General features: G+C 58.9%; 14 protein-coding genes. 3 read left to right on the top strand and 11 right to left on the bottom strand.

Going from position 1 to position 18,356, the window contains the following annotated elements; genetic code table 11:
* Window positions 1-212 precede the first annotated feature (212 nt).
* From AAAV21_RS03310 to AAAV21_RS03300, 3 genes are all read right to left on the bottom strand, one after another.
* On the bottom strand, window positions 213-1,589 hold the full coding sequence (locus AAAV21_RS03310) for an MATE family efflux transporter (RefSeq protein ID WP_349107448.1): 1,377 nt from the start codon (window positions 1,587-1,589) through the stop codon (window positions 213-215).
* A 92-nt stretch (window positions 1,590-1,681) separates the two neighbouring features.
* Entirely contained in the window at window positions 1,682-3,310 is a 1,629-nt protein-coding gene (locus tag AAAV21_RS03305; RefSeq protein WP_349107446.1) for an amidohydrolase, read from the bottom strand.
* A gap of 315 nt (window positions 3,311-3,625) precedes the next feature.
* The gene (locus AAAV21_RS03300) at window positions 3,626-4,618 is read right to left on the bottom strand and encodes a helix-turn-helix transcriptional regulator (RefSeq protein ID WP_349107445.1); all 993 of its coding nucleotides are present in this window, start codon (window positions 4,616-4,618) and stop codon (window positions 3,626-3,628) included.
* A gap of 128 nt (window positions 4,619-4,746) precedes the next feature.
* Between AAAV21_RS03300 and AAAV21_RS03295 the strand changes: the two genes are divergently transcribed.
* Window positions 4,747-4,938: a hypothetical protein gene (locus AAAV21_RS03295; RefSeq protein WP_349107443.1), complete on the top strand. Its 192-nt coding sequence runs from the start codon at window positions 4,747-4,749 to the stop codon at window positions 4,936-4,938.
* 35 nt (window positions 4,939-4,973) lie between these two features.
* Here AAAV21_RS03295 and AAAV21_RS03290 read toward each other — a convergent pair whose 3' ends face one another.
* The 5 genes from AAAV21_RS03290 to ptcA form a co-directional block, all read right to left on the bottom strand.
* Window positions 4,974-6,383, bottom strand: coding sequence for an APC family permease (locus AAAV21_RS03290; RefSeq protein WP_349107442.1), 1,410 nt, complete (start codon window positions 6,381-6,383; stop codon window positions 4,974-4,976).
* Entirely contained in the window at window positions 6,373-6,555 is a 183-nt protein-coding gene (locus AAAV21_RS03285) for a hypothetical protein (RefSeq protein WP_117648290.1), read from the bottom strand. The genes AAAV21_RS03290 and AAAV21_RS03285 overlap by 11 nt, the downstream gene beginning before the upstream one ends.
* A gap of 367 nt (window positions 6,556-6,922) precedes the next feature.
* A complete protein-coding gene (locus AAAV21_RS03280) occupies window positions 6,923-8,128 on the bottom strand; it encodes an agmatine deiminase family protein (RefSeq protein WP_349107440.1) in 1,206 nt (401 codons plus the stop codon).
* Window positions 8,129-8,495: 367 nt separating this feature from the next.
* Window positions 8,496-9,935: an APC family permease gene (locus AAAV21_RS03275; RefSeq protein ID WP_349107438.1), complete on the bottom strand. Its 1,440-nt coding sequence runs from the start codon at window positions 9,933-9,935 to the stop codon at window positions 8,496-8,498.
* A 133-nt stretch (window positions 9,936-10,068) separates the two neighbouring features.
* Window positions 10,069-11,142 (bottom strand): putrescine carbamoyltransferase, encoded by a 1,074-nt coding sequence (gene ptcA, locus AAAV21_RS03270; RefSeq protein WP_349107436.1) that lies wholly within the window; start codon window positions 11,140-11,142, stop codon window positions 10,069-10,071.
* 329 nt (window positions 11,143-11,471) lie between these two features.
* Here ptcA and AAAV21_RS03265 point away from each other — a divergent pair, with 329 nt between their 5' ends.
* Window positions 11,472-12,437 (top strand): LuxR C-terminal-related transcriptional regulator, encoded by a 966-nt coding sequence (locus AAAV21_RS03265; RefSeq protein ID WP_349107433.1) that lies wholly within the window; start codon window positions 11,472-11,474, stop codon window positions 12,435-12,437.
* Between the two features lie 184 nt (window positions 12,438-12,621).
* Here AAAV21_RS03265 and AAAV21_RS03260 read toward each other — a convergent pair whose 3' ends face one another.
* Both AAAV21_RS03260 and AAAV21_RS03255 read right to left on the bottom strand, forming a co-directional pair.
* Complete coding sequence (locus AAAV21_RS03260) at window positions 12,622-14,823, bottom strand: ABC transporter permease (protein ID WP_349107431.1); 2,202 nt, start codon at window positions 14,821-14,823, stop codon at window positions 12,622-12,624.
* Window positions 14,813-15,598 carry an ABC transporter ATP-binding protein gene (locus tag AAAV21_RS03255; RefSeq protein WP_118259853.1) on the bottom strand — a complete coding sequence of 262 codons (786 nt, stop codon included), beginning with the start codon at window positions 15,596-15,598 and terminating at the stop codon, window positions 14,813-14,815. Before AAAV21_RS03255 ends, AAAV21_RS03260 begins: the two co-directional genes overlap by 11 nt.
* A 144-nt stretch (window positions 15,599-15,742) precedes the next feature.
* Here AAAV21_RS03255 and vsr point away from each other — a divergent pair, with 144 nt between their 5' ends.
* The gene (vsr, locus tag AAAV21_RS03250) at window positions 15,743-16,732 is read left to right on the top strand and encodes a DNA mismatch endonuclease Vsr (protein ID WP_349107429.1); all 990 of its coding nucleotides are present in this window, start codon (window positions 15,743-15,745) and stop codon (window positions 16,730-16,732) included.
* 718 nt (window positions 16,733-17,450) lie between these two features.
* Here the strand turns inward: vsr and AAAV21_RS03245 are convergent.
* Window positions 17,451-18,308, bottom strand: a complete 858-nt coding sequence (locus AAAV21_RS03245; RefSeq protein ID WP_022095149.1) for a class II fructose-bisphosphate aldolase — start codon at window positions 18,306-18,308, stop codon at window positions 17,451-17,453.
* Between the last annotated feature and the right edge of the window lie 48 nt (window positions 18,309-18,356).

Genomic DNA, 18,356 nt, shown 5'->3' with positions numbered 1-18,356 from the left:
ACGCTGTTACCATAATCGAATAGTTTCATTCGCCATAATCTTATAGTAGCGTTTACCACAATCTTATAGTAGCCCAGTTCAAAAGCATTATTTATAGAGCCGAAATCTCAGACCCTAAATAACAAAAGCCACCACAATGGGGGCTGTCCCCATTGTGGTGGCTTGCAGGCGAGTTAACTTGTTCGACTATCGTACGCCAGCCATGTCCGAGCCTAGAGCGTGGCAAGGCGCTTGGACTCGTGCGCGGCGAGCGCAATGGAGATGATGCCGGTAATGGCGTCGGCCACCACCAGGGCGATCCACACGCCCTCGACACCCATCATGTTGCCGAGGAGGTACATAAGCGGCACCGAGCAGATCACATAGCGAAGCAGGCCGGTAAACGTGGCGACACCAACCTTCTCGACCGCCTGGAAATACATCGACATGGTCATGGCAAGATAGCCCAGGGCAACAGCCAGGATGACAGTACGCGTGGCGTTGGCGGCAACCTCAACGAGCGCAGGATCGCTGCCGGCAAAGAAGGCGCACACCGGGGTGGCGGCAAGCCAGAGCGCGACGGTGACCAGCGCCAGCGTCACAACCTGGTACTTAAGCGTGCAGGAGAGCGTCTCCTTAAGGCGTGCCCAAGCCTTTGCGCCGGCGTTGAAGGCAGCGATGGGCTGCAGACCGTAGGAGAAGCACTGGGCAACCATCATGGTAATGTAGAGGATGTAGCCGTTGATCACGCCAAAAGCTGCGATGTAGAGCGAGCCCATTTCGCCGCCGAGCGAGCCCAAAAGCGAGTTGGCAACGGTGTTAAAGATAAAGGTCGCGCCCTGAACCAGGAAGAACGGGAAACCGATCTTGAGGATCTGGCCGCAAATGGCTAGGTCGAGCTTGAGGTCGGCCGGGTTAATCTGGAGCTGGGACTTTTTACCACCGATGAACCAGAAGATACCGATGGCCCAGATGCCGATGGAAAGCCCGTAATACACGCCGGCGCCCATAACGCCAAACTTGAGAACAAACGTGGAAAGCGCGAGCCAGCAGATGGCGACGATAGCCGATACGGTCATGAGGTTGGCCTGGATCTGAACCTTCTCGTCCACACGCATCACAGCGGTAATCATCTGGCCAATGACCGTGAGCGGTAGCAGCACGGCGAAGGTGCGCACGCCGGCAACGGTATCGACCATGATGTCGGGCGTGGCGCCAAAAAATGCACAGATGGGCTCGGTAAACACGGCCATCACCACAGCTAGCAGCACACTCACGATCGTGGTGAGCCAAAAGCCCTGGCTAAAAGCCTTGCTTGCGCCCTTGATGTCGCCGGCACCCAAAAGGTTGCCCACCACGGCGGGTACGCCGGTGCCAAACAGGTTGCCAAAGGCCAGGTTGATGTACTCGACCGACATGATGATCGAGACACAGGCCAGGCCGTGGGCACCCAGGCCCCAACCCATCACGAGGCCCTCGAGGACCACCATGATGATCTGGGCGAGCATGCCCTGGCCGGTGACGATGGTGTACTTACGCACCAGGCCGGGAATCGGTTGGGAGGCGAGCTCGCGCTCCTCCTCCACGGCAGCGGTTACTTCTTCTGCCATTGTTCTCCCCTTTCCATGAGAGATTGATGAATGAATGGATGGGCGGGCGGCACGCACAGGCTGTGGCACCGCCCAGCGATGCAGCAGCCCCGCTAGGCCTCGTAGACCACCTTGCCGGCAATCATCGTGAGAGACGCCGTGGCCTCGAGGACCTCAGCCGGCTCGCACTTAAAGAGATTGCGGTCGAGCACGCAGATGTCGGCCTGCTTGCCGCATGCGAGCGTACCGATACGGTCCTCGGCATGCATGGCAAAGGCGCCACCGTAGGTGTAGGCGCGCAGGGCATCTGCCATGGTGATGCGCTCCTGCGGGAACCAGCCCTCGGGGTTAGAGCCGTCCTCGAGCATACGGAAGACCGCGCCGTAGACCTCCTCCATGGGCTCCAAGCCCACAACGGGGAAGTCACTGCCCAGGTGCACCACGGCTCCGCTGGCAAGCAGGCTATGCAGGGGCCACGAAAGCGCGGCACGCTCGGGACCCACGGCATCGTCCTTGGCAAGGTCAGCCATGTCGAGCAGCATGTGCCACGGCTGCATGGCCGGGCATACGCCGAGCTCGGCGTAGCGGGGCATATCCTCCGGCTGCACCGTCTCGTTATGCTCGATGGAGTGGCGGCATCCTTGCTGCCCGTAGAGCTTCTCGCCCTCTTCAAAGTTGTCGAGGATGGTGCGTACGGCGCGGTCGCCGATGGCGTGGATACGGGTATCGACACCCCACTCAAGTGCCTTGAGCATGGCAGCGCGCATGCGCTCGGGATCCTCGGCAGCCTCGCCGCAGCTCTCGGGTGCGTTGCTGTAGGGCTCGAGCATCCAAGCGGTATGGTCGGAGCACACGCCATCGATAAACTGCTTAAAGCCGTGCCACTCGACCTGCGTGCCAGGGAAGTTGTACTTGGCCTTGATTTGATCGAGCGCCATTGTCTCGTTCTCAAACAAATCGGTGTACATAAAGACGCGCAGCGGCAGCTCGCCCTTGGCGTTGAGGTCGGCAATCACGCCAAACGGGTTCTCCATGCTTACAAAGGTGGGGTTGACCATGCCTATGGTAGTAATGCCCAGGCTGTTGGCGCGCTTAGCCGTCTTGGTAAACGAGGCGTTGACCACCTCGGGCGCTGGGTCATAGACCTCATCCATAAAGAGGGCTCCCGCGTTGTTGGAGAACACACCGGCAAGGTTACCGTCGGCGTCCTTCAAAATCTTGCCGCCCGCGGGGTCGGGGGTCTCGGTGGTAATGCCCACCTTGTTGATAGCGCAGGTGTTGGCGCTAAAGGTGTGCATATCAACCTGCTGCAAAAAGACCGGGCGGTCGGAGATGTACTCATCAATCATGGCCGCGGTGGGCATCTCGGGAACTTCCCACTGGAACTGGATGATCTGACAGCCAACGATCCACTCGTTGTCAGGATGCGAATCGGCAAACGCAACGACACGTTCCATTGCCATCTCAAAACTGGTGCAGTCGATGAGGTTGACGGCAAAATCGGGGTCGGTCATAAACGCGCCCTGGGCAAAATGTGTGTGCGAGTCGATCAGGCCGGGCATGACGAGTTGGTCGCCAAAATCGCGCACCTCGGTATCGGGGCCGATAAACGGTGCCAGGTGGGCATCGTCACCGCAGGCAACGATTCTTTCGCCCCGCACGGCAACGCCGCCCTTAAACGTCTCGAGCCCATCGCCGGTAAAGACGGCGTTGCTCTTGATAACTACATCAGCCTTGTCCATGTGAGCCTCCTCAGGCATCTTTGGTTGCAACGCGGACGCACCGCCCGCGTGGGCACTCGGTTGGGAGCGTAGCGCTCCCGCATCGGCGCGTGCCTACAAGCCGTGCTCGGACGTCTGTCCCACGTCCGCGGCTTCGCGCTACACCCATTGATACACAGGGGCAAATCCGTGCCAAGGCCAGGGACCGCAAACGGTCAGTTTAAGCAGGTTTACACGCTTTACCTGCAGGTTTATTGTCTGAGATTATTACCGCGTCATTACGCCCAACGGTTTGGCCGTCCACACGGCAAGACCCGCATGCGAGGAAGAATGGGGCTAGGAACGCCAAAAGGTATCTATAAGGTCGTCTCGGTTGGAGACGCCGCTTTTAACGTAGATGCGATGCAGGTGTGCCTTGACCGTGCCAGGGCTGATGACCAACTCGCTGGCGATGTTTTGGGCGTCGTTGCCCTTCAGCACCAGCGTGAGCACCTCCTGCTCGCGCCGTGACAGCTTATGGGCGTCGGCATAGATCACCACACGTGATGCCAAGTCGTCCTCAGAGCTTGCGCTCTCGGCCGCCACGTCCTCATCGGCACGCGGATGACGGGCATACACACGCAGGATATGGCTAAACTGGCAAAAAAGCTGAGCCGCGCATACCACGAGCAGCACGTTTTCGGAGATATTGCGCTCGGACAGATACCACAAAAAGAGGCCGATGACGGGGTTTTGGGAGTCGGGGCGGCAGAACAAGATCATGTAGGTGTCCTCGGCGATCACGCAAAACACAAGAACGAAGGCCACCTTCCAAAAGAGCTTTGAGCGGTCGAGGTCGAGTTTCTCAACACGCGTTGCTCTGTACCGGTAATGCCAGGCGGCATAGGCAAGACATCCTACATTGCCCAGGTCACGCGTGAGCCAAAAGAGATACTGCTGCACCTCTCCGGCAGCGCCGCTGCGAGGCACCAGCAGCAATTGCAAGATTGAAAACGGCACGATAGCAAGTCCGAGCATGCACGACGTCGGTCTTTTGCGCAAGCGCTCAAACATCCACAATACCACGCAAGCATAGATGGCGATACCGAGCACGCAGCGCAGCAAGGGGTGCTGCAACGGCTCGCTAAAGGTAACGGCATAGTCGTATTTGAGCCGATTGTACTCGTCAAAAAAGATGACTGACATATCGAGCATGTAGAGCAAAAAGCCCGCCGCGGCCACCAGGCTGTCGCGACGACGCGTCATGAGCCAAACCACCAATGCCACGGCACTGGTCACCAGAGCCACACCCATGATAATCGTGGTGTAGATATAGAACGCGAAACTCATGCCCGCCTCCCCTGTCTAGATGCTGTGAGGATGTTGACAGATTCTTTGCCGCAAGATTAGACTCACCGATTAAACGTACTGTATCGTTTAGATAAACAAGCTGTATCTCACCGATGAAAGGAGATGCCATGACACCGATCGCTCCGCTCAAGATGCTCGTCGCGCCCGCTGCCAAGGCCATCGCCCGACTCGGTTCTTCCATGACCTACGACAACGTCCCCTCCGCCGTCGAGGCGCGCGAGGATAGCTGCCCGTACCTGGGCCACGTCCCCTACTTTGCACCCAAGCTCGCATCTGATCCCGAGCAGCGTGAGCAGTAATCCAAGATGCATCAAGCGCCGCGCAACTCGCGGCGCTACTGTTTTGGTGCAAAGCGACCTGTCCCCCTTGCGCCAACGCCGGGATTGTCGATGCTGCGGCCGCGGCGCGATATGAGGCGCGAAACCTCGCCCAGCAGCACGCCGATCACCACACCCATGAGGATCGGCAACTTTGACATCTCGGCGGGCGAGCTGTTAAGCGGCACGGTTGTCGCAACAATCGAAAGCACGAGCTCTACCACCGGCACCGCAAGCGCTACCGCAAGCACCTTGCCCTCGAAGGGCGCGCGGAATACACGTAGGCGGTCGTCGTATTTACGCAGGCGCCAAAACGCCGGGAACATCGGGATATAGCTCATGAGCAGAAAGACGACGTTCATCGAGAAGAAGACCCAAAAGACGTCGGAACCTTCGCCCAGCGGAATCTGAAGTAGCAGCACCAAGCTGGCAAAACAACCGTTAATGAGTGCTGAGCCGTTGGGCATGCCGGTCTTCTTGGACACCAGCGCAAAGGGGCGCGGCATGTTGCCGTGGCGCGCGGCATAGCTCGCCACGTTGTTGACGCCAAAACTCCAGCAGATCATGTTGGCGAACAGCGTCACCAAAAATGCCACGCCCACGACCATTGTCAGCGGGTGGCTGCGCCCCACCATGGCGGCAACCGCGTCCACAATGCCCGAATCGAGCGAAAGCTGCTCGGTGGGAACCGCGGCTCCGATGCCGATGCCGCAGATGATATAGATTGCCGCAATGGCAACACCACCGGCGATAACCGCCTTGGGGATATCGCGCGACGGGTTTTTCATCGTGCTGGCAAAGGTCGCTACCACTTCGAAGCCCATAAAGATAAACAGGATGATCGATAGGTATGTCAATGAATTGGTGTCGCCCAGATCTGGAATGAAAGTCTTGAGCGACATGTCGTTGGCAAAGCCGTAATTGCAGGCAAACCGGATGCCGACGATTCCTACCACAGCGGTAATGACCACCTTGATGACGGCGCCGCCGTCCATGACCCAATCGGCCTCCGCAACCGGCTGCATCGCCATGACGGTGACACCCCACACAAAGGCAAGCTCGATGGCAATTCGGACCCCAAGCGAAAATTCGATGCCCCATGCCGCATTGATGACACTGGGGAACATGCAGGCGATACTTGCCACCCACAGTGGAAAGTTGACCCAATAGCACCAGGAGCAGCGGGCGCCCCAACGGTCGCCCAAGCCCAGGCGAACCCAATCGTACAGGCCGCCCTCGGAATCGAACGCCGTACCGAGCTCGGCCACCACCAGGCCATAGGGAAGCAAAAACGTAATGATGAGGAAGATCCACCAGAAGAACTGCACGTTACCCATGGCAGATGCCGGAGCAGCCGCCTCGATGGTAAAGACAACGCAGATAACCGAGAGGATGACCTCGAACAGGGAGAACTTTTTACCTGCCATGGCACGCTTCCCCTACAGCAAAAAGGATGGCATCTGTACCGAAGGCGCAGCCCAAGGTAGGGTTGCAGGCCGCGTCACCGGTGCAGGTGCCATCCCAAAGAGAAGAGAGGATGCAATTGTTGGACCAACGCTCGCGGAACAGGCGCGTGTAGATAACGATACGCTGGTACATAGATACTCCGATCAAAACGGCCGCGTTTGCGCCCGGAAACTTTCGGCAATTGGGTACGCGTCTGACCTGGGATATTCAAGCGAACAATTGGCCTAACCCGCAATAAATCCCAGATCAGACGCGTACTCAATCAAAGAGTCGGGCACTCCGAAGTGGAGGCAACGGAGTGCCCAAAGAAAAACCCAGCCGACCAAGACATCAAGCAGCAGCCCATCAATGCCCCGAGATGGGACGACACGCCACCTGTCCGATTGATTGGCTGGGTTTTCGAGGTGCGGCAGATTGCCCTGAAAGAGGAGGCCATAGACCTTAAGGGTCGTGCCCGACGATTGAAGGGCAAGGTGCCGTGCCTCGGGAAGACAGACAACTACGCGGACGGCTCCTGCTGCGTGATGCAGTGGATGTTGCCGCCGCCGAAGACGACCTGCTCGGACTGAACGCCGACGCACTTGTAGACGCCCTCGCCCCAGACCTCGTCGTAGATCTTCTGGAGCGTGTCGACGGCCAGCTGGTCGTTCTCGTCGCCGTACTGCGGGACGATAACGCCGTGGTTGGTCACGAGGTAGTTCATGTAGGAGGCGATTAGCGGCTCGTCGGGGACGCGCGGCTCGGCGTTCTCGTCGGCGTCGATGGTGTCGCAGGAGGCCTGATCCATGAACAGCGGGTTCACGGGCATGCAGAGCTTGTAGACCTTCATCTTGCGGCCCTTGGCGTCAACGGCGTTGGAGAGGGTCTCGTAGGCAGCGTGGCACTGCTCGTAGAACGGATACTCGGGATCGTCGGTCCAGATGCAGGCCATGACGCCCGGGGCAATGAACGTAGCAACGTCATCGATGTGGCCGTTGGTCTCCTCGGGGTCGATGCCCTCCTTGACCCAGATGACCTTCTCGACACCCAGGTAATCCTTGAGGTGCTCGTCCATATAGGCGCGAAGCTCCTCGCTCCAGGGCTCAAACTTCTTGTGGAACTTGGGCCAGATGGACTCGGGATCCTCTTCCTCCTCCAGGACCGCAGAGCAGGTGCGGCCCGGGGAAAGCAGGCACTGGTCGGTCACGACAAGGGTGCCCTCGCCGTCGACGGTGATGGAGCCGCCCTCGAGGATCATGTCGTCGGGACGATAGCGACGGCAGCCGGAGAGCTCAGCCATCTTAAGGGCGATCTGCTCGTCCTTGTCCCACGGGAAGTAGAGGCCGTCGACGAGGCCGCCATAGGCGTTGAAGTGCCAGTGGTTAGCGCGCTTCTCGCCCTTGCCGTTGATGACGTAGGTGGCAGCGGTGTCGCGGAACCAGGCGTCGTCGGTGGTCATCTCGATAACGGTGACGTTCTCGTCCTCTTCGAAGACGGCCTTGCAGTTGGCGTAGTCAGCCTGGTTGGCGCACATGGTGACCGGGGTGAACTCGGCGATGGCGCGAGCGATGGCGGCATACTGCTTCTGAGCCGGCTTGGCGCCGTGGGCCCAGGTGTCGGTGCGGTGGGGCCAGCCCATCCACACGCGATCCTGCGGGGCGAACTCGGCGGGCATAAAGAAGCCGTCGGCCTTGGGGGTGGACTCGGACTCGGTGATCGTACGCATAAGATTTCCTCCAAATCGAACGATCGCTTGCCGCGGGCGGGTTACCCGCAGCCTAAAACCAAGAGATAGTGGGCGCCCGTCCCCCGGCAAAGGTCGGGGCGCCCGGTGCCGATTTTCACGGTGCCGCACCGGCGAGCGGCGACGTAGCCAAGTGCGCGGAGACAAAACGCACGAAGGATACGGAAGAGAGATTGGGGTGGGCGGTGGTTACCGGAGCTATCGCTCACACCCACCCCGGGGAATGGTTAGCAAACCTGTCGTTTGGGCACGCCTCCGAAGAGGCTAGAGTGCCCGGAGTCGGGAGCGACAAGCCCGACGAAGCGCACGTTGGTACGCGAGGAGGGTTGGAGCCCCAGAACCGGGTGCTCTAGTTCTCCTCGGCCTCGGCGGCCTCCTCAGCGAGACGCTGAGCAGCCAGCTCGGGGGTGAGACCCATGTACTCGGTCTCGCGGCCCTTGGCGCTGACGACGCGGACAACCTCGCCGATGAGCAGAAGCACGATGAAGATAACGATCATCGGGAGCTTGTCGCCAATTTCAGCGGCAGAGAACGGCACCAGCGTTGCAACGATGGCCAGGATCAGCTCGATGCAAGGGATGGCCAGCATGACCTTCATCATGGCACCCTTAAACGGGAACGTGAAGATGCGCTCGCGGTTCGGGTCGTTCTTGCGAAGGTTGAGGAACGCCGGGAACATCGGGATATAGGTGAGCAGCAGGAAGACGACGGAGGTGCCGAAGAGCATCCAGAAGACACCGTTGGAGATGGCGTCGATGGGAACCAGCTGCAGGCACAGTACCAGGGAGGCAACGATGGCGTTGACCAGGTTGGCGCCGTTGGGCATGTCGTCATCCGAGATCATCGAGGCAAAGACCTTGGGCATGTTGCCGTGCTCGGCAGCGTAGCGAGCAACGGAGTTAACGCCGAAGGACCAAGCGGCCATGTTGGCGAACAGGGTGATCAGGAAGGCGATGCAGATGACCTTGAAGATCATGGAGTCGCCCACCATGGTCTGGACTGCGACAATCATGCCATAGTCGGGGTCGATGGAATCGGCCGGCACAGCAGCGCCGATGCCAAAGCCAGCGAACAGGTAGATCACGGCGATGGACAGGCCACCGACGATGATAGCCTTGGGGATATCGCGAGCGGGATCGGCCATGTCGTCGGTCATGGTGCAGATGACCTCGAAGCCCATGAAGTTAAAGATGATGATCGACAGGTAGCCGAGAGCGTTGGTGTTGGTGAGCTCGGGCAGGAAGGTGGCAGCGGACATGTCGTTCGCAAAACCGTTCTCCATGGCATACCAAATGCCCAAAGCGCCAACGATAACGGCGACGGCGACCTTGATGATGGCGCCACCGTTAAGGACCCACTCGGAGTCGGCCGCCTTGGAGCGGCCCATGAGGTAGACGATCCACACAAAGGCAAGATCGATACCCATCTTGGCGATCAAGTTGAACTCGACGCCAAAGACCATGCCCAAAATGTCGGGGAACATGGTAGCCAGCGAGGCGATCCACAGCGGGTAGTTGACCCAGTAGTAGTACGAGATGCGGGCGCCCCATTTGTCGCCCAGGCCATCGCGTACCCAATCGTAAATGCCGCCCTCGCCGTCATAGGTGGTACCGAGCTCGGCGACAACCATGCCGTAGGGAAGCAGGAAGGTCAGGATCAGGAAGATCCACCAGAAGAACTGCTGGTTGCCAATGGCGGCAGCAGGAGCGGCGGCCTCGCAAACGAAGACGACGCAGATGATGGTCGAAATGACCGTCAAGAAGGAAAGCTTTTTCTTTCCGTCGCTCATGATGAGCTCCTTCGCTCGGTCTTGGACAGATCCGAGGCCCTAAGGTATTAAGGCAATTGCTTGGGCCTCGGTGAGCGGGCGACAGGAGACGAGCATCCGCCGCCCGCAAACGTGCTTTTAGAAGCCTTGAGGCTTAGAGCTGCTCGAGAGCCTCGAGAGCGGCGTAGAGCTCAGCCTTGGCGGAGTACTCGACACCCTCGTCGTTGAGCGGGGTGCGCTTGCCCAGGGCGGCAAGGAGAGCACGGATGGAGTGCTTGCGGTTCTCGGCCTCGACCCAGCACAGGGAGCGCTCGGGATCGTCCATGACCTCGTCGACGACCTCCTCGTTGCGGGTGGCCGGCAGGCAGTGCATGAACTTGGAGTTGGGGCCGGCGAAGTTCATCATGTCCATGGTGACCTGATACTTGGGATAGAACACGTCCATGTAGTTCTCGCCCGAGACCTCCTCGTCGTACAGGCCATACCACACGTCGGTGTAGATGAAGTCAGCGCCCTTGATGCACTCGATGTCGTCGGAGATGACGACCGAGCCGCCGGAGACCTTGCAGTTCTCCTCGGCGATGGCCATCATCTGCTTGCCGAACTCGGCGCGCTCCTCGACGGTGCCAACGTGCAGGCCGCCGTCGGGGATCTGGTGGCCCTTAGGTCCAAACTGGACAAACTTCATGCCGACCTTGGAGGCGATGAACATGAGGGAGACGCAGACCTGGGTGGCATCGCCGATGAAGGCCAGGGTGCAGTCCTCGATCTTCTTGCCCTCGGGGAGGTTCTCGAGCATGGTCATGAGGTCGCCCATCTCCTGCGTGGGGTGGTTGAACTCGGACATGCCGTTGATGACGGGCACAGCGGAGCCCTCGGCGAGGCCGACGACGTCCTTGTGACGGTCAACGCGAGCCATCATGATGTCGAGCAGGTCGCCCATGACGCGAGCGGTGTCGCCCAGGGACTCGTGGCCACCGAGCTGAATGGTGCCAGGGCCATAGAACTGAGCGTGGCCGCCGAGGTCGCACATAGCGGTCTCGAAGGAAAGACGGGTGCGGGTGGAGACCTGCTGGAAGATCATGCCAAGGCTCTTGTTGCGGAGCAGGTGCGGATAATAACCGTCAACCTTGATGGCCTTCTTCATTGCCAGGCCAAGATCCTCGATAGCCAGGATCTGCTCTTTGGTGAAGTCGTTGGTGTCGATGAAATCCTTAGGCAGTGCCATGTCGATTTCCTTTCCGCCGGTCTTGCCGACTATTACTATGAGGCGCTCGTACATCACGCCTCGTGTTGACAAGACCATCATTCACCCGTATGCAATTTTTACCTAGTTTATTCGGGATTAAAGACCGTTCACGGAGTTACACCCCCTCTAAACCAATATAAACTCGCAGGTCAAGAGTTTACAGGGGGTTTACCATCTAGAACCGCGAACGGTATACGGCTATGCTGTATCTCGGCGCCTAATCCGCAATGAAACGAAGGGTTGAGACGTCTATATCCCACAAGATATACGGGCTCGGCCATAGATGAAATGAGATGGGATGGTGGCAGATGAACACCCTGATGTTCTTCTATACCCTAGCGATACTCGTGATTTGTATTGTGACGGCAGTGCTTTCGCTTGCCGCCTATGCCTCGTCTCGTCGACGTATCTTTGTCTATGGCTGCGGCGTATTTATCTGCTATGCCATCGAGATGACCGAGATTTTCTTTTTTGAATACACGCTGCAAAACCAGAGTTTTCCGGCCAGCGACTATTACTCAATTACCATGCCTGTGTTGCGGACCTTTGTGGCGACCGCTTCGCAGGCTTTTATTTGGCTCATTGCCATGGATTTGCTCGACAAGCATTCAAAAAAGCAGTTTGTCATTCCCGTCGCAACGTTCTTGCTGAGCGAGCTGCTGATTATCGTCGCTGTCCCCTACGGCCCCATTCATCAATGGCTCTACTACACGATGCGTCAGGTATTCCTTGTTTTCGTGGGACTATATATCTTTTGGACGGCACGCAAGAGCACACAAGTCGAGCTGAAGGCACGCGTTAACAACCAACGAAAGCACCTGATTATCGGCGCTATTCTGGTCGGCTGCATCGTTGCCGAGGATTTCTACAACATTCTGATTGTCCCCATGAGTCTGGCGCCCTCTTGGCTGCAACTATATCTGTCCGAGCGCAACTTTAGCGAAAACGTCTTTGCCTGCTACTTTGCGATCCTGCTGATCATCTACTCCTACCACGTGCTTTCAATCCGCATGCAGGAGGCGCCCGAGGAAAAGAACGTCAGCGATCTTGATCGACACATCGAAGAGCAGATGCCCTTCTATCGCAACGCCTACAAGCTCTCCAACCGTGAGACCGAAGTTATGCGTCTGGTCGTACTGGGCAAATCGAACCAAGAGATCGCTGACGAGCTATTCCTTGCCGTGGGCACCGTCAAGACCCACATCCACAACATCCTGGTCAAAACCGAACAGCAAAACCGCACGACGCTCATCCTCCACTTTTGGAAGCGATGAGGTTACGCGGTTTTGCCAAACCGCGTAACGGCTCGACGCTGCAAGCGCCCCTAGGCGGCAATCTGACGTTCAATCGTCGGTCGCGTACCGAAGTACGCTTCCCTCCTCTTTCACGTCACCTTGCTCGCCTAGGGGCGTTTTCGCTGACTTATGCTCAACCTGCGATAATTCTGAGCTGAACGAGTTACTCGCTGTAGCGGGTGGCGATGGCAGCTTGTACCATGCCGGTGCTCATGAGGTACGTCACCAGGAAGTAGCCACCATAGGCCGCCAGGAAAATCGCGCAGGTGAGGCCCACGGTGCCGGCGATGCTCATATCGCCGAATACGCTCACCAGCTCGATGATCACTTTGAGCGCCACAAAGGAGTGCGCCAAGCCCACTGCCAGCGGGAACAGGAAGAACACCGCTTGCTGCGCCATCACCGAATGCCGGATCTGACGGTCGTCACAGCCGATCTGTGCCAGCACACGATAGCTGCGGCTGCCGTCGGCCACATTGGAGAGCTGCTGGATCGACAGAATCGCCGCACATGCAATGACCAGCACAAAGCCAATGTAGATGGCTAGATAGCTAATCATGCCGTTCATCTGCGCTGCTTGCGTGTACATCTCGGAACGCGTGATGAAGACTCCCCATCCCCCCGGCTCCTTGCCGTCAACGAGCAGATTGTCGAGCATGGTGTATTTAATGCTCTCGTCTGCCTTGCTCACATCCATCCCCTGCTTGTAGTTAACGAGCAGATTACTGGAATACGGCTGCAGATTAAGCTGGGACAGCAGTTCATCGGCTACGACCACGGTACCGGGATTGCTGCCCATCGCCGAGTTGGCGATGGCCGCCGTGTCCTCGTCCGACTTATCGGTTGCGGGCTTGAGCTCATGCCCGCCCAAGGTGAGGGTATGGCCGCCGGCCATGTATTTGGTGTACAGGTCGCCCAGCTCACCGCCCATATCACACGTGAGCAGATACTGGTCGCGGCCAATGCTCACCGGCTCCTCGCCCATCATCTGGCGCAGTTTGTTGTACTGGCTCGCCGGCGTCACATACAGACCCATCGCATCGGCGTTGCTTCCCTCGAGCGCCTTGGGAAGCTTTTCGCCCATGGCCTTGCACATCTCGCCCGCCACCACCGAGGGGCCCGAGCCGCCAAGCGGGTAACTCAGATACGAATCGATCTGCACATGCTCACCGGCAACATCGGCGATATTGACCTTTTTGCCGGTCTCGTCGTTGTTGTCCGCCGACTTGCGCTCGCCATGCCATGCAGCGTACAAATCGACCGTTGCATCGGCCAGCACCATGCGATCGGCCTCAGACGGATTGACATACTCCTTGTAGTAGTCGAGCGTTTCGGGCGTGTAATAGACATACGTCTGAGACACGTCAACAGGGTTATAGCGCTCCAGGTTTTCGTTCATCACATTGGCAATAGACATACCGCACGTCACCGAGGTAATGGCCAAAAACAGAATCATCGCGATGACGCCCATCGAAAAGCACACCGTGTTGACCTTGGCCGCAAGCTGGCGCACGGTAAACATGTTAAGTCCGCGCCAATACACGCCGCGCAGGCTCTGCAGCAGCTTGATGAGCATGCCCGAGAGTCCCCAGAACAGGGCAAAGGTGCCTACCGTGACCATGGCCGTGGTGATGCCAAACTGGCTCATTGCCCCGTCCAGCTTGTCGCCCGTCTCGGTTAGCGGGAACCCATCACGTAGCAGACGGTAATAGGCCACGCCCACAAGCACCACGCCCACAGCAAAGATGGCAATCGCGATCCAGGGGTTGCGTGTCTTGATGCTCTCGTTGCGACGCTCGGCACCCATAAGCTCGATGAGTTTGGTACGGCGCACGGCGCGAAGGTTCAGCAGGAGCGTGAGCACAAACATTACGAGCATGCAGGCAAGGGTCAGGTTGAACGCATGCACCGAGAAAAAGAAGCGGAAATTGGCGATCTGCGTCTTGAAGAGTGAGGCCGTAAAGAATGTCATGAGCTGCGAGAGCCCCACGCCCAGCACGATGCCGGCGACAAAAGCGCCGACCGAGACGATCACCGTCTCGAGCGCCATGATCGTGGCGACGCGCCCGCGCCCCATGCCGAGCACCTGGTACAGGCCAAACTCCTTTTTGCGGCGTTTCATGATGAAGTTATTGGCATACACCATCAAAAAGGCCATGACACCAGCCAAAAAGTACGTGAGGTAGCCGAGCATGGTGCCCATGAGCTCGGACAGGCCCTCTTCCTTAATGCCGGCGATATCGACCTGCATTGATACGGTGTTGAATGCATAGAAGACCGTGACACCCAGGGTGAGCGTCAGCAAGTAAACGAGGTAGTCGCGGCCGGCGCGGCGGACGTTGCCCCAAGCGAGTTTACAGAGCATCGGAGCCCTCACCGCCCATCATGGCAACGACCTCCATAATGCGGTCGAAGAACTCTCGGCGGTCGGTGTCGCCGCGGCGCAGCTCGGTGAAGATCTTGCCGTCGCGGATAAACAGCACGCGGCTCGTGTAGCTGGCGGCAAAGCTGTCGTGCGTGACCATGAGCACCGTGGCGCGCAGGCGGCGATTCAGGGCCTCCAGGCTCTCAAGCAGCAGGCGGGCGCTCTTGGAATCGAGGGCGCCGGTGGGCTCGTCGGCCATGATCATGGTGGGGTCGGTGACGAGCGCGCGAGCAGCGGCGACACGCTGCTGCTGGCCGCCGGACATCTGGTAGGGATACTTGTCGAGCACCTGGCTAATGGACAGGCGCGCGGCCACATCCTGCACGCGGGTCGAGATTTCGGCCGAGTTTGTGCGGGCGATGGTGAGCGGCAGGGCGATGTTCTCGCGTGCCGTGAGCGTATCGAGCAGGTTGGAATCCTGGAAGATAAAGCCCAGCTCCTCACGGCGGAACTGCGAAAGCTTGGCCTGCTTCATGCGCGTCACGTCCTGGCCGTTGATGCGAATGGTGCCGCTCGTGGCGGCATCGATGGTCGACACGCAGTTGAGCAGCGTCGACTTGCCCGAGCCCGAGGCGCCCATGATACCGACGAATTCGCCGCGGTTGACGGTAAAGCTGACGTCGTTGAGCGCGCGGGTCACGTTGCCCAGCGCGCCGTATACCTTTTCGAGATGCGCGACCTCCAGTACCGGGGTCGCCATGTGCGTGGTTTGCATACCGAGTCCTTTCTTGCGATTAGTCTACGGCATCTATAGTCGCAAGAAGCCGAGTCGGCTACCATCGATATGGCTTACGCTTGCCTTACCGTTGTGTAAGGTAGGGGTAGCCTGCCATGTGTTGATGTGGAGAGAGGACTCCTGTTGAAGACTGTTCATGTTGCCGCTGGGATCATTCGCAAGGATGGATCTGACGAGTTGCTTGCCGTGCAGCGCGGCTACGGCGACATGCAGGGACTATGGGAGTTCCCAGGCGGCAAGCTCATGCGCGGCGAGACACCCGAAGACGCCGTGCGCCGCGAGCTTATGGAAGAGCTGCAGGTAAACGTCACCAACCTGCGTGATTTTTACACCGTTGAGTATGACTACCCCGATTTTCATCTCTCAATGGAGTGCTATTACTGCTCGCTGGCTAAAGAGTCCGGCGAGCCCCAGAAGCACGACCGTCAGCTCGATATCCGCTGGATTCCACGCACCTCGCTTGCCACGGTGGAGTGGATGCCCGCCGACAAGGGGCTTATCGATGCCCTGATTGAGCTAAAGGAAGACCGGCTTGAGGCCAACGGCAGCACCAACGACGCCGAGACCGCCACGGCTGACGAGCCTGCCGCCAAATCCAAGCGTAAACCTAAGCGCCGCAGCAAAAAGCGCCCCAAGCCCGGCCTGCTGGACGGCATCGACACCTCGGACCTTTCCGCCGACGAGAGAGAGCTCGTGCGCCGTCGTGCCGCGATAAAAAAGTCCATGAAGGGCAACAAGCGCTCCAACACCAAGCCCGAGCTGCTCGTACGTCAGCGTCTACGGGCCGCAGGCCTTACGGGCTATCGTTTGGAATGGAAGGTTCCCGGCAAGCCCGACATCGCCTTCCCCGGCCGCAAGATCGCCATCTTCGTCAACGGTTGCTTTTGGCATCGCTGCCCTAAGTGCAATCCGAGCCAGCCCAAGCGCAATGTTGAGTTTTGGGAGGCAAAGTTCCGTCGCAACGTCGAGCGCGACCGCGCTGCCGTGGCAGCACTCGCTCAAATGGGCTGGACACCCATAACCATCTGGGAATGCGAGCTCAAAAAAGACCGCATCGACGCCACGATGGAAAAGATCATCGAGCAGGTGCGCGCCGCAGAGCTGCAGCGCTAACAGCGTGCATTCACACGCTCCGTACGTCCGCGCCACATCCACGTCACAAACCTTAGAAAGCCCTTAAGCCCAAAACCTTTCAAGAGTGTTACTCAATACCTCTGACCTGCAGTTTCATCGTAACACCAAACCAGGTTAAGCCTTTCTTTAGCGCTTCTTTGCGGCAGCCGCGGCATAATACTGCCAACGCACGGGGCCTAGCAGCACACCCCGTGCGCAACCTTTTGGTGGACATCGAGGAGGCCGCATAAGCATGCATTCTTCCAATGACGCAGCACAGCAGCCGTCCCTAAAACATGCAAACCTTTTCTCCTTCCCCCCGACACAGAGAGACGGTCTCCTCGACTCCCCCACCACAAAAGCCAAACGCTCAACCGACCAGAGCCACAACTTGCGAGCATCCTTCGAAAAGCTCCAAGCATCCCTAGACAAAACCTTCCCCAACCAAGCCCGGGCATACTAGCCCCCACCAACAAAGCGCCCCTCGCGCCCCATCCCTTCAGCCCCAACGCCACAAGGGCGATCGAGCAGGACGGCTTGGGCGGGTCCCCGTACTTAGTTTCCAAAATCATTCCGCAGCGCGAAGGCCCCCGTTGCCAACGCTTCGTAGAAGCGAGGCAACGGGGGCCTTCATGCGCGAGGACGTTTTGGAAACTAAGTACGGGGACCCGCCCAAGCCGTCCGGTGGGATCAGAGTACCCTTGCTGTTTCCTTGCTGTTACTCTGCCTTGCCCACAGAGTTGAGGTTGGTCATGCGGATCTTAACCAGCTCGGTGATCTCACGCATACCCTCCTTAGCCGGCTTCTTGGGATCGAAGCAGGCGGGGTTCTCGGCCATGTAGGCCATGAAGCCCTTGGTGTAGGCCTGACGCAGTTCGGTGGCGTAGTTGACCTTGCAGATGCCGTTCTTCACAGCCTCGGCAACCTGCTCATCGGGCACACCGGAGGTGCCGTGCAGGACCAGCGGCACGTCGACGGCGTCGCGGATGGCCTTGACCACGGACTGCTCGATGTGCGGATCGCTCGTGTACACGCCGTGGCTGGTACCAACGCCAATAGCCAACGAGGTGCAGCCAGTGCGCTCGACGAACTCCTTGGCCTCGGCAGGATCGGTGTAGGGGCTCTCGCCCTCAACCGCGGGACCGTCGTCCTCCTTGCCGCCAACCTTGCCGAGCTCGGCCTCGACGGGCACGCCCATGGCGCGGCCAGCGTCGGCGACGGACTTGGTCAGGGCGATGTTGTCCTCGAAGGACTCGTGCGAACCGTCGATCATAACGGAGGTGTAGCCAGTGCGGAAAGCCTGCATGCAGCGGTCATAGCCATCGCCGTGATCGAGGTGCAGGGCGACGGGCACGGAAGCGCGCTCGGCGGCAGCCTTGACCATGCCGTAGAAGTAGTCCAGACCAGCGGTCTTGATGGTGCCCGGGGTGGTCTGCATGATGACGGGGGACTTGGTCTCCTCGGCAGCAGCCAGAACGGCCATAACAAACTCGAGGTTCTCGACGTTGAACGCGCCGACGGCGTAGTGGCCGGCCTGAGCGTCCTTGAGCATCTTTTCGGTGGTAACAAGTGCCATGAGCGTTTGCTCCTCTCCCTCGCCCGCATCTGGACATCGGGCGTACGT

Origin of the sequence: Collinsella sp. CLA-AA-H302 (assembly GCF_040093305.1) — a bacterium.
Taxonomy (GTDB): Bacteria; Actinomycetota; Coriobacteriia; order Coriobacteriales; family Coriobacteriaceae; genus Collinsella.
The sequence above is the reverse complement of the archived record's forward strand: the minus strand, read 5'-3'. Positions and strand labels throughout refer to the sequence as shown.

Excerpts from the sequence above, each read along its gene's own strand:
- AAAV21_RS03310 (WP_349107448.1), bottom strand. The coding sequence starts at position 1,589 with ATGGCAGAAGAAGTAACCGCTGCCGTGGAGGAGGAGCGCGAGCTCGCC.
- AAAV21_RS03305 (WP_349107446.1), bottom strand. The coding sequence starts at position 3,310 with ATGGACAAGGCTGATGTAGTTATCAAGAGCAACGCCGTCTTTACCGGC.
- AAAV21_RS03300 (WP_349107445.1), bottom strand. The coding sequence starts at position 4,618 with ATGAGTTTCGCGTTCTATATCTACACCACGATTATCATGGGTGTGGCT.
- AAAV21_RS03295 (WP_349107443.1), top strand. The coding sequence starts at position 4,747 with ATGACACCGATCGCTCCGCTCAAGATGCTCGTCGCGCCCGCTGCCAAG.
- AAAV21_RS03290 (WP_349107442.1), bottom strand. The coding sequence starts at position 6,383 with ATGGCAGGTAAAAAGTTCTCCCTGTTCGAGGTCATCCTCTCGGTTATC.
- AAAV21_RS03285 (WP_117648290.1), bottom strand. The coding sequence starts at position 6,555 with ATGTACCAGCGTATCGTTATCTACACGCGCCTGTTCCGCGAGCGTTGG.
- AAAV21_RS03280 (WP_349107440.1), bottom strand. The coding sequence starts at position 8,128 with ATGCGTACGATCACCGAGTCCGAGTCCACCCCCAAGGCCGACGGCTTC.
- AAAV21_RS03275 (WP_349107438.1), bottom strand. The coding sequence starts at position 9,935 with ATGAGCGACGGAAAGAAAAAGCTTTCCTTCTTGACGGTCATTTCGACC.
- ptcA (WP_349107436.1), bottom strand. The coding sequence starts at position 11,142 with ATGGCACTGCCTAAGGATTTCATCGACACCAACGACTTCACCAAAGAG.
- AAAV21_RS03265 (WP_349107433.1), top strand. The coding sequence starts at position 11,472 with ATGAACACCCTGATGTTCTTCTATACCCTAGCGATACTCGTGATTTGT.
- AAAV21_RS03260 (WP_349107431.1), bottom strand. The coding sequence starts at position 14,823 with ATGCTCTGTAAACTCGCTTGGGGCAACGTCCGCCGCGCCGGCCGCGAC.
- AAAV21_RS03255 (WP_118259853.1), bottom strand. The coding sequence starts at position 15,598 with ATGCAAACCACGCACATGGCGACCCCGGTACTGGAGGTCGCGCATCTC.
- AAAV21_RS03245 (WP_022095149.1), bottom strand. The coding sequence starts at position 18,308 with ATGGCACTTGTTACCACCGAAAAGATGCTCAAGGACGCTCAGGCCGGC.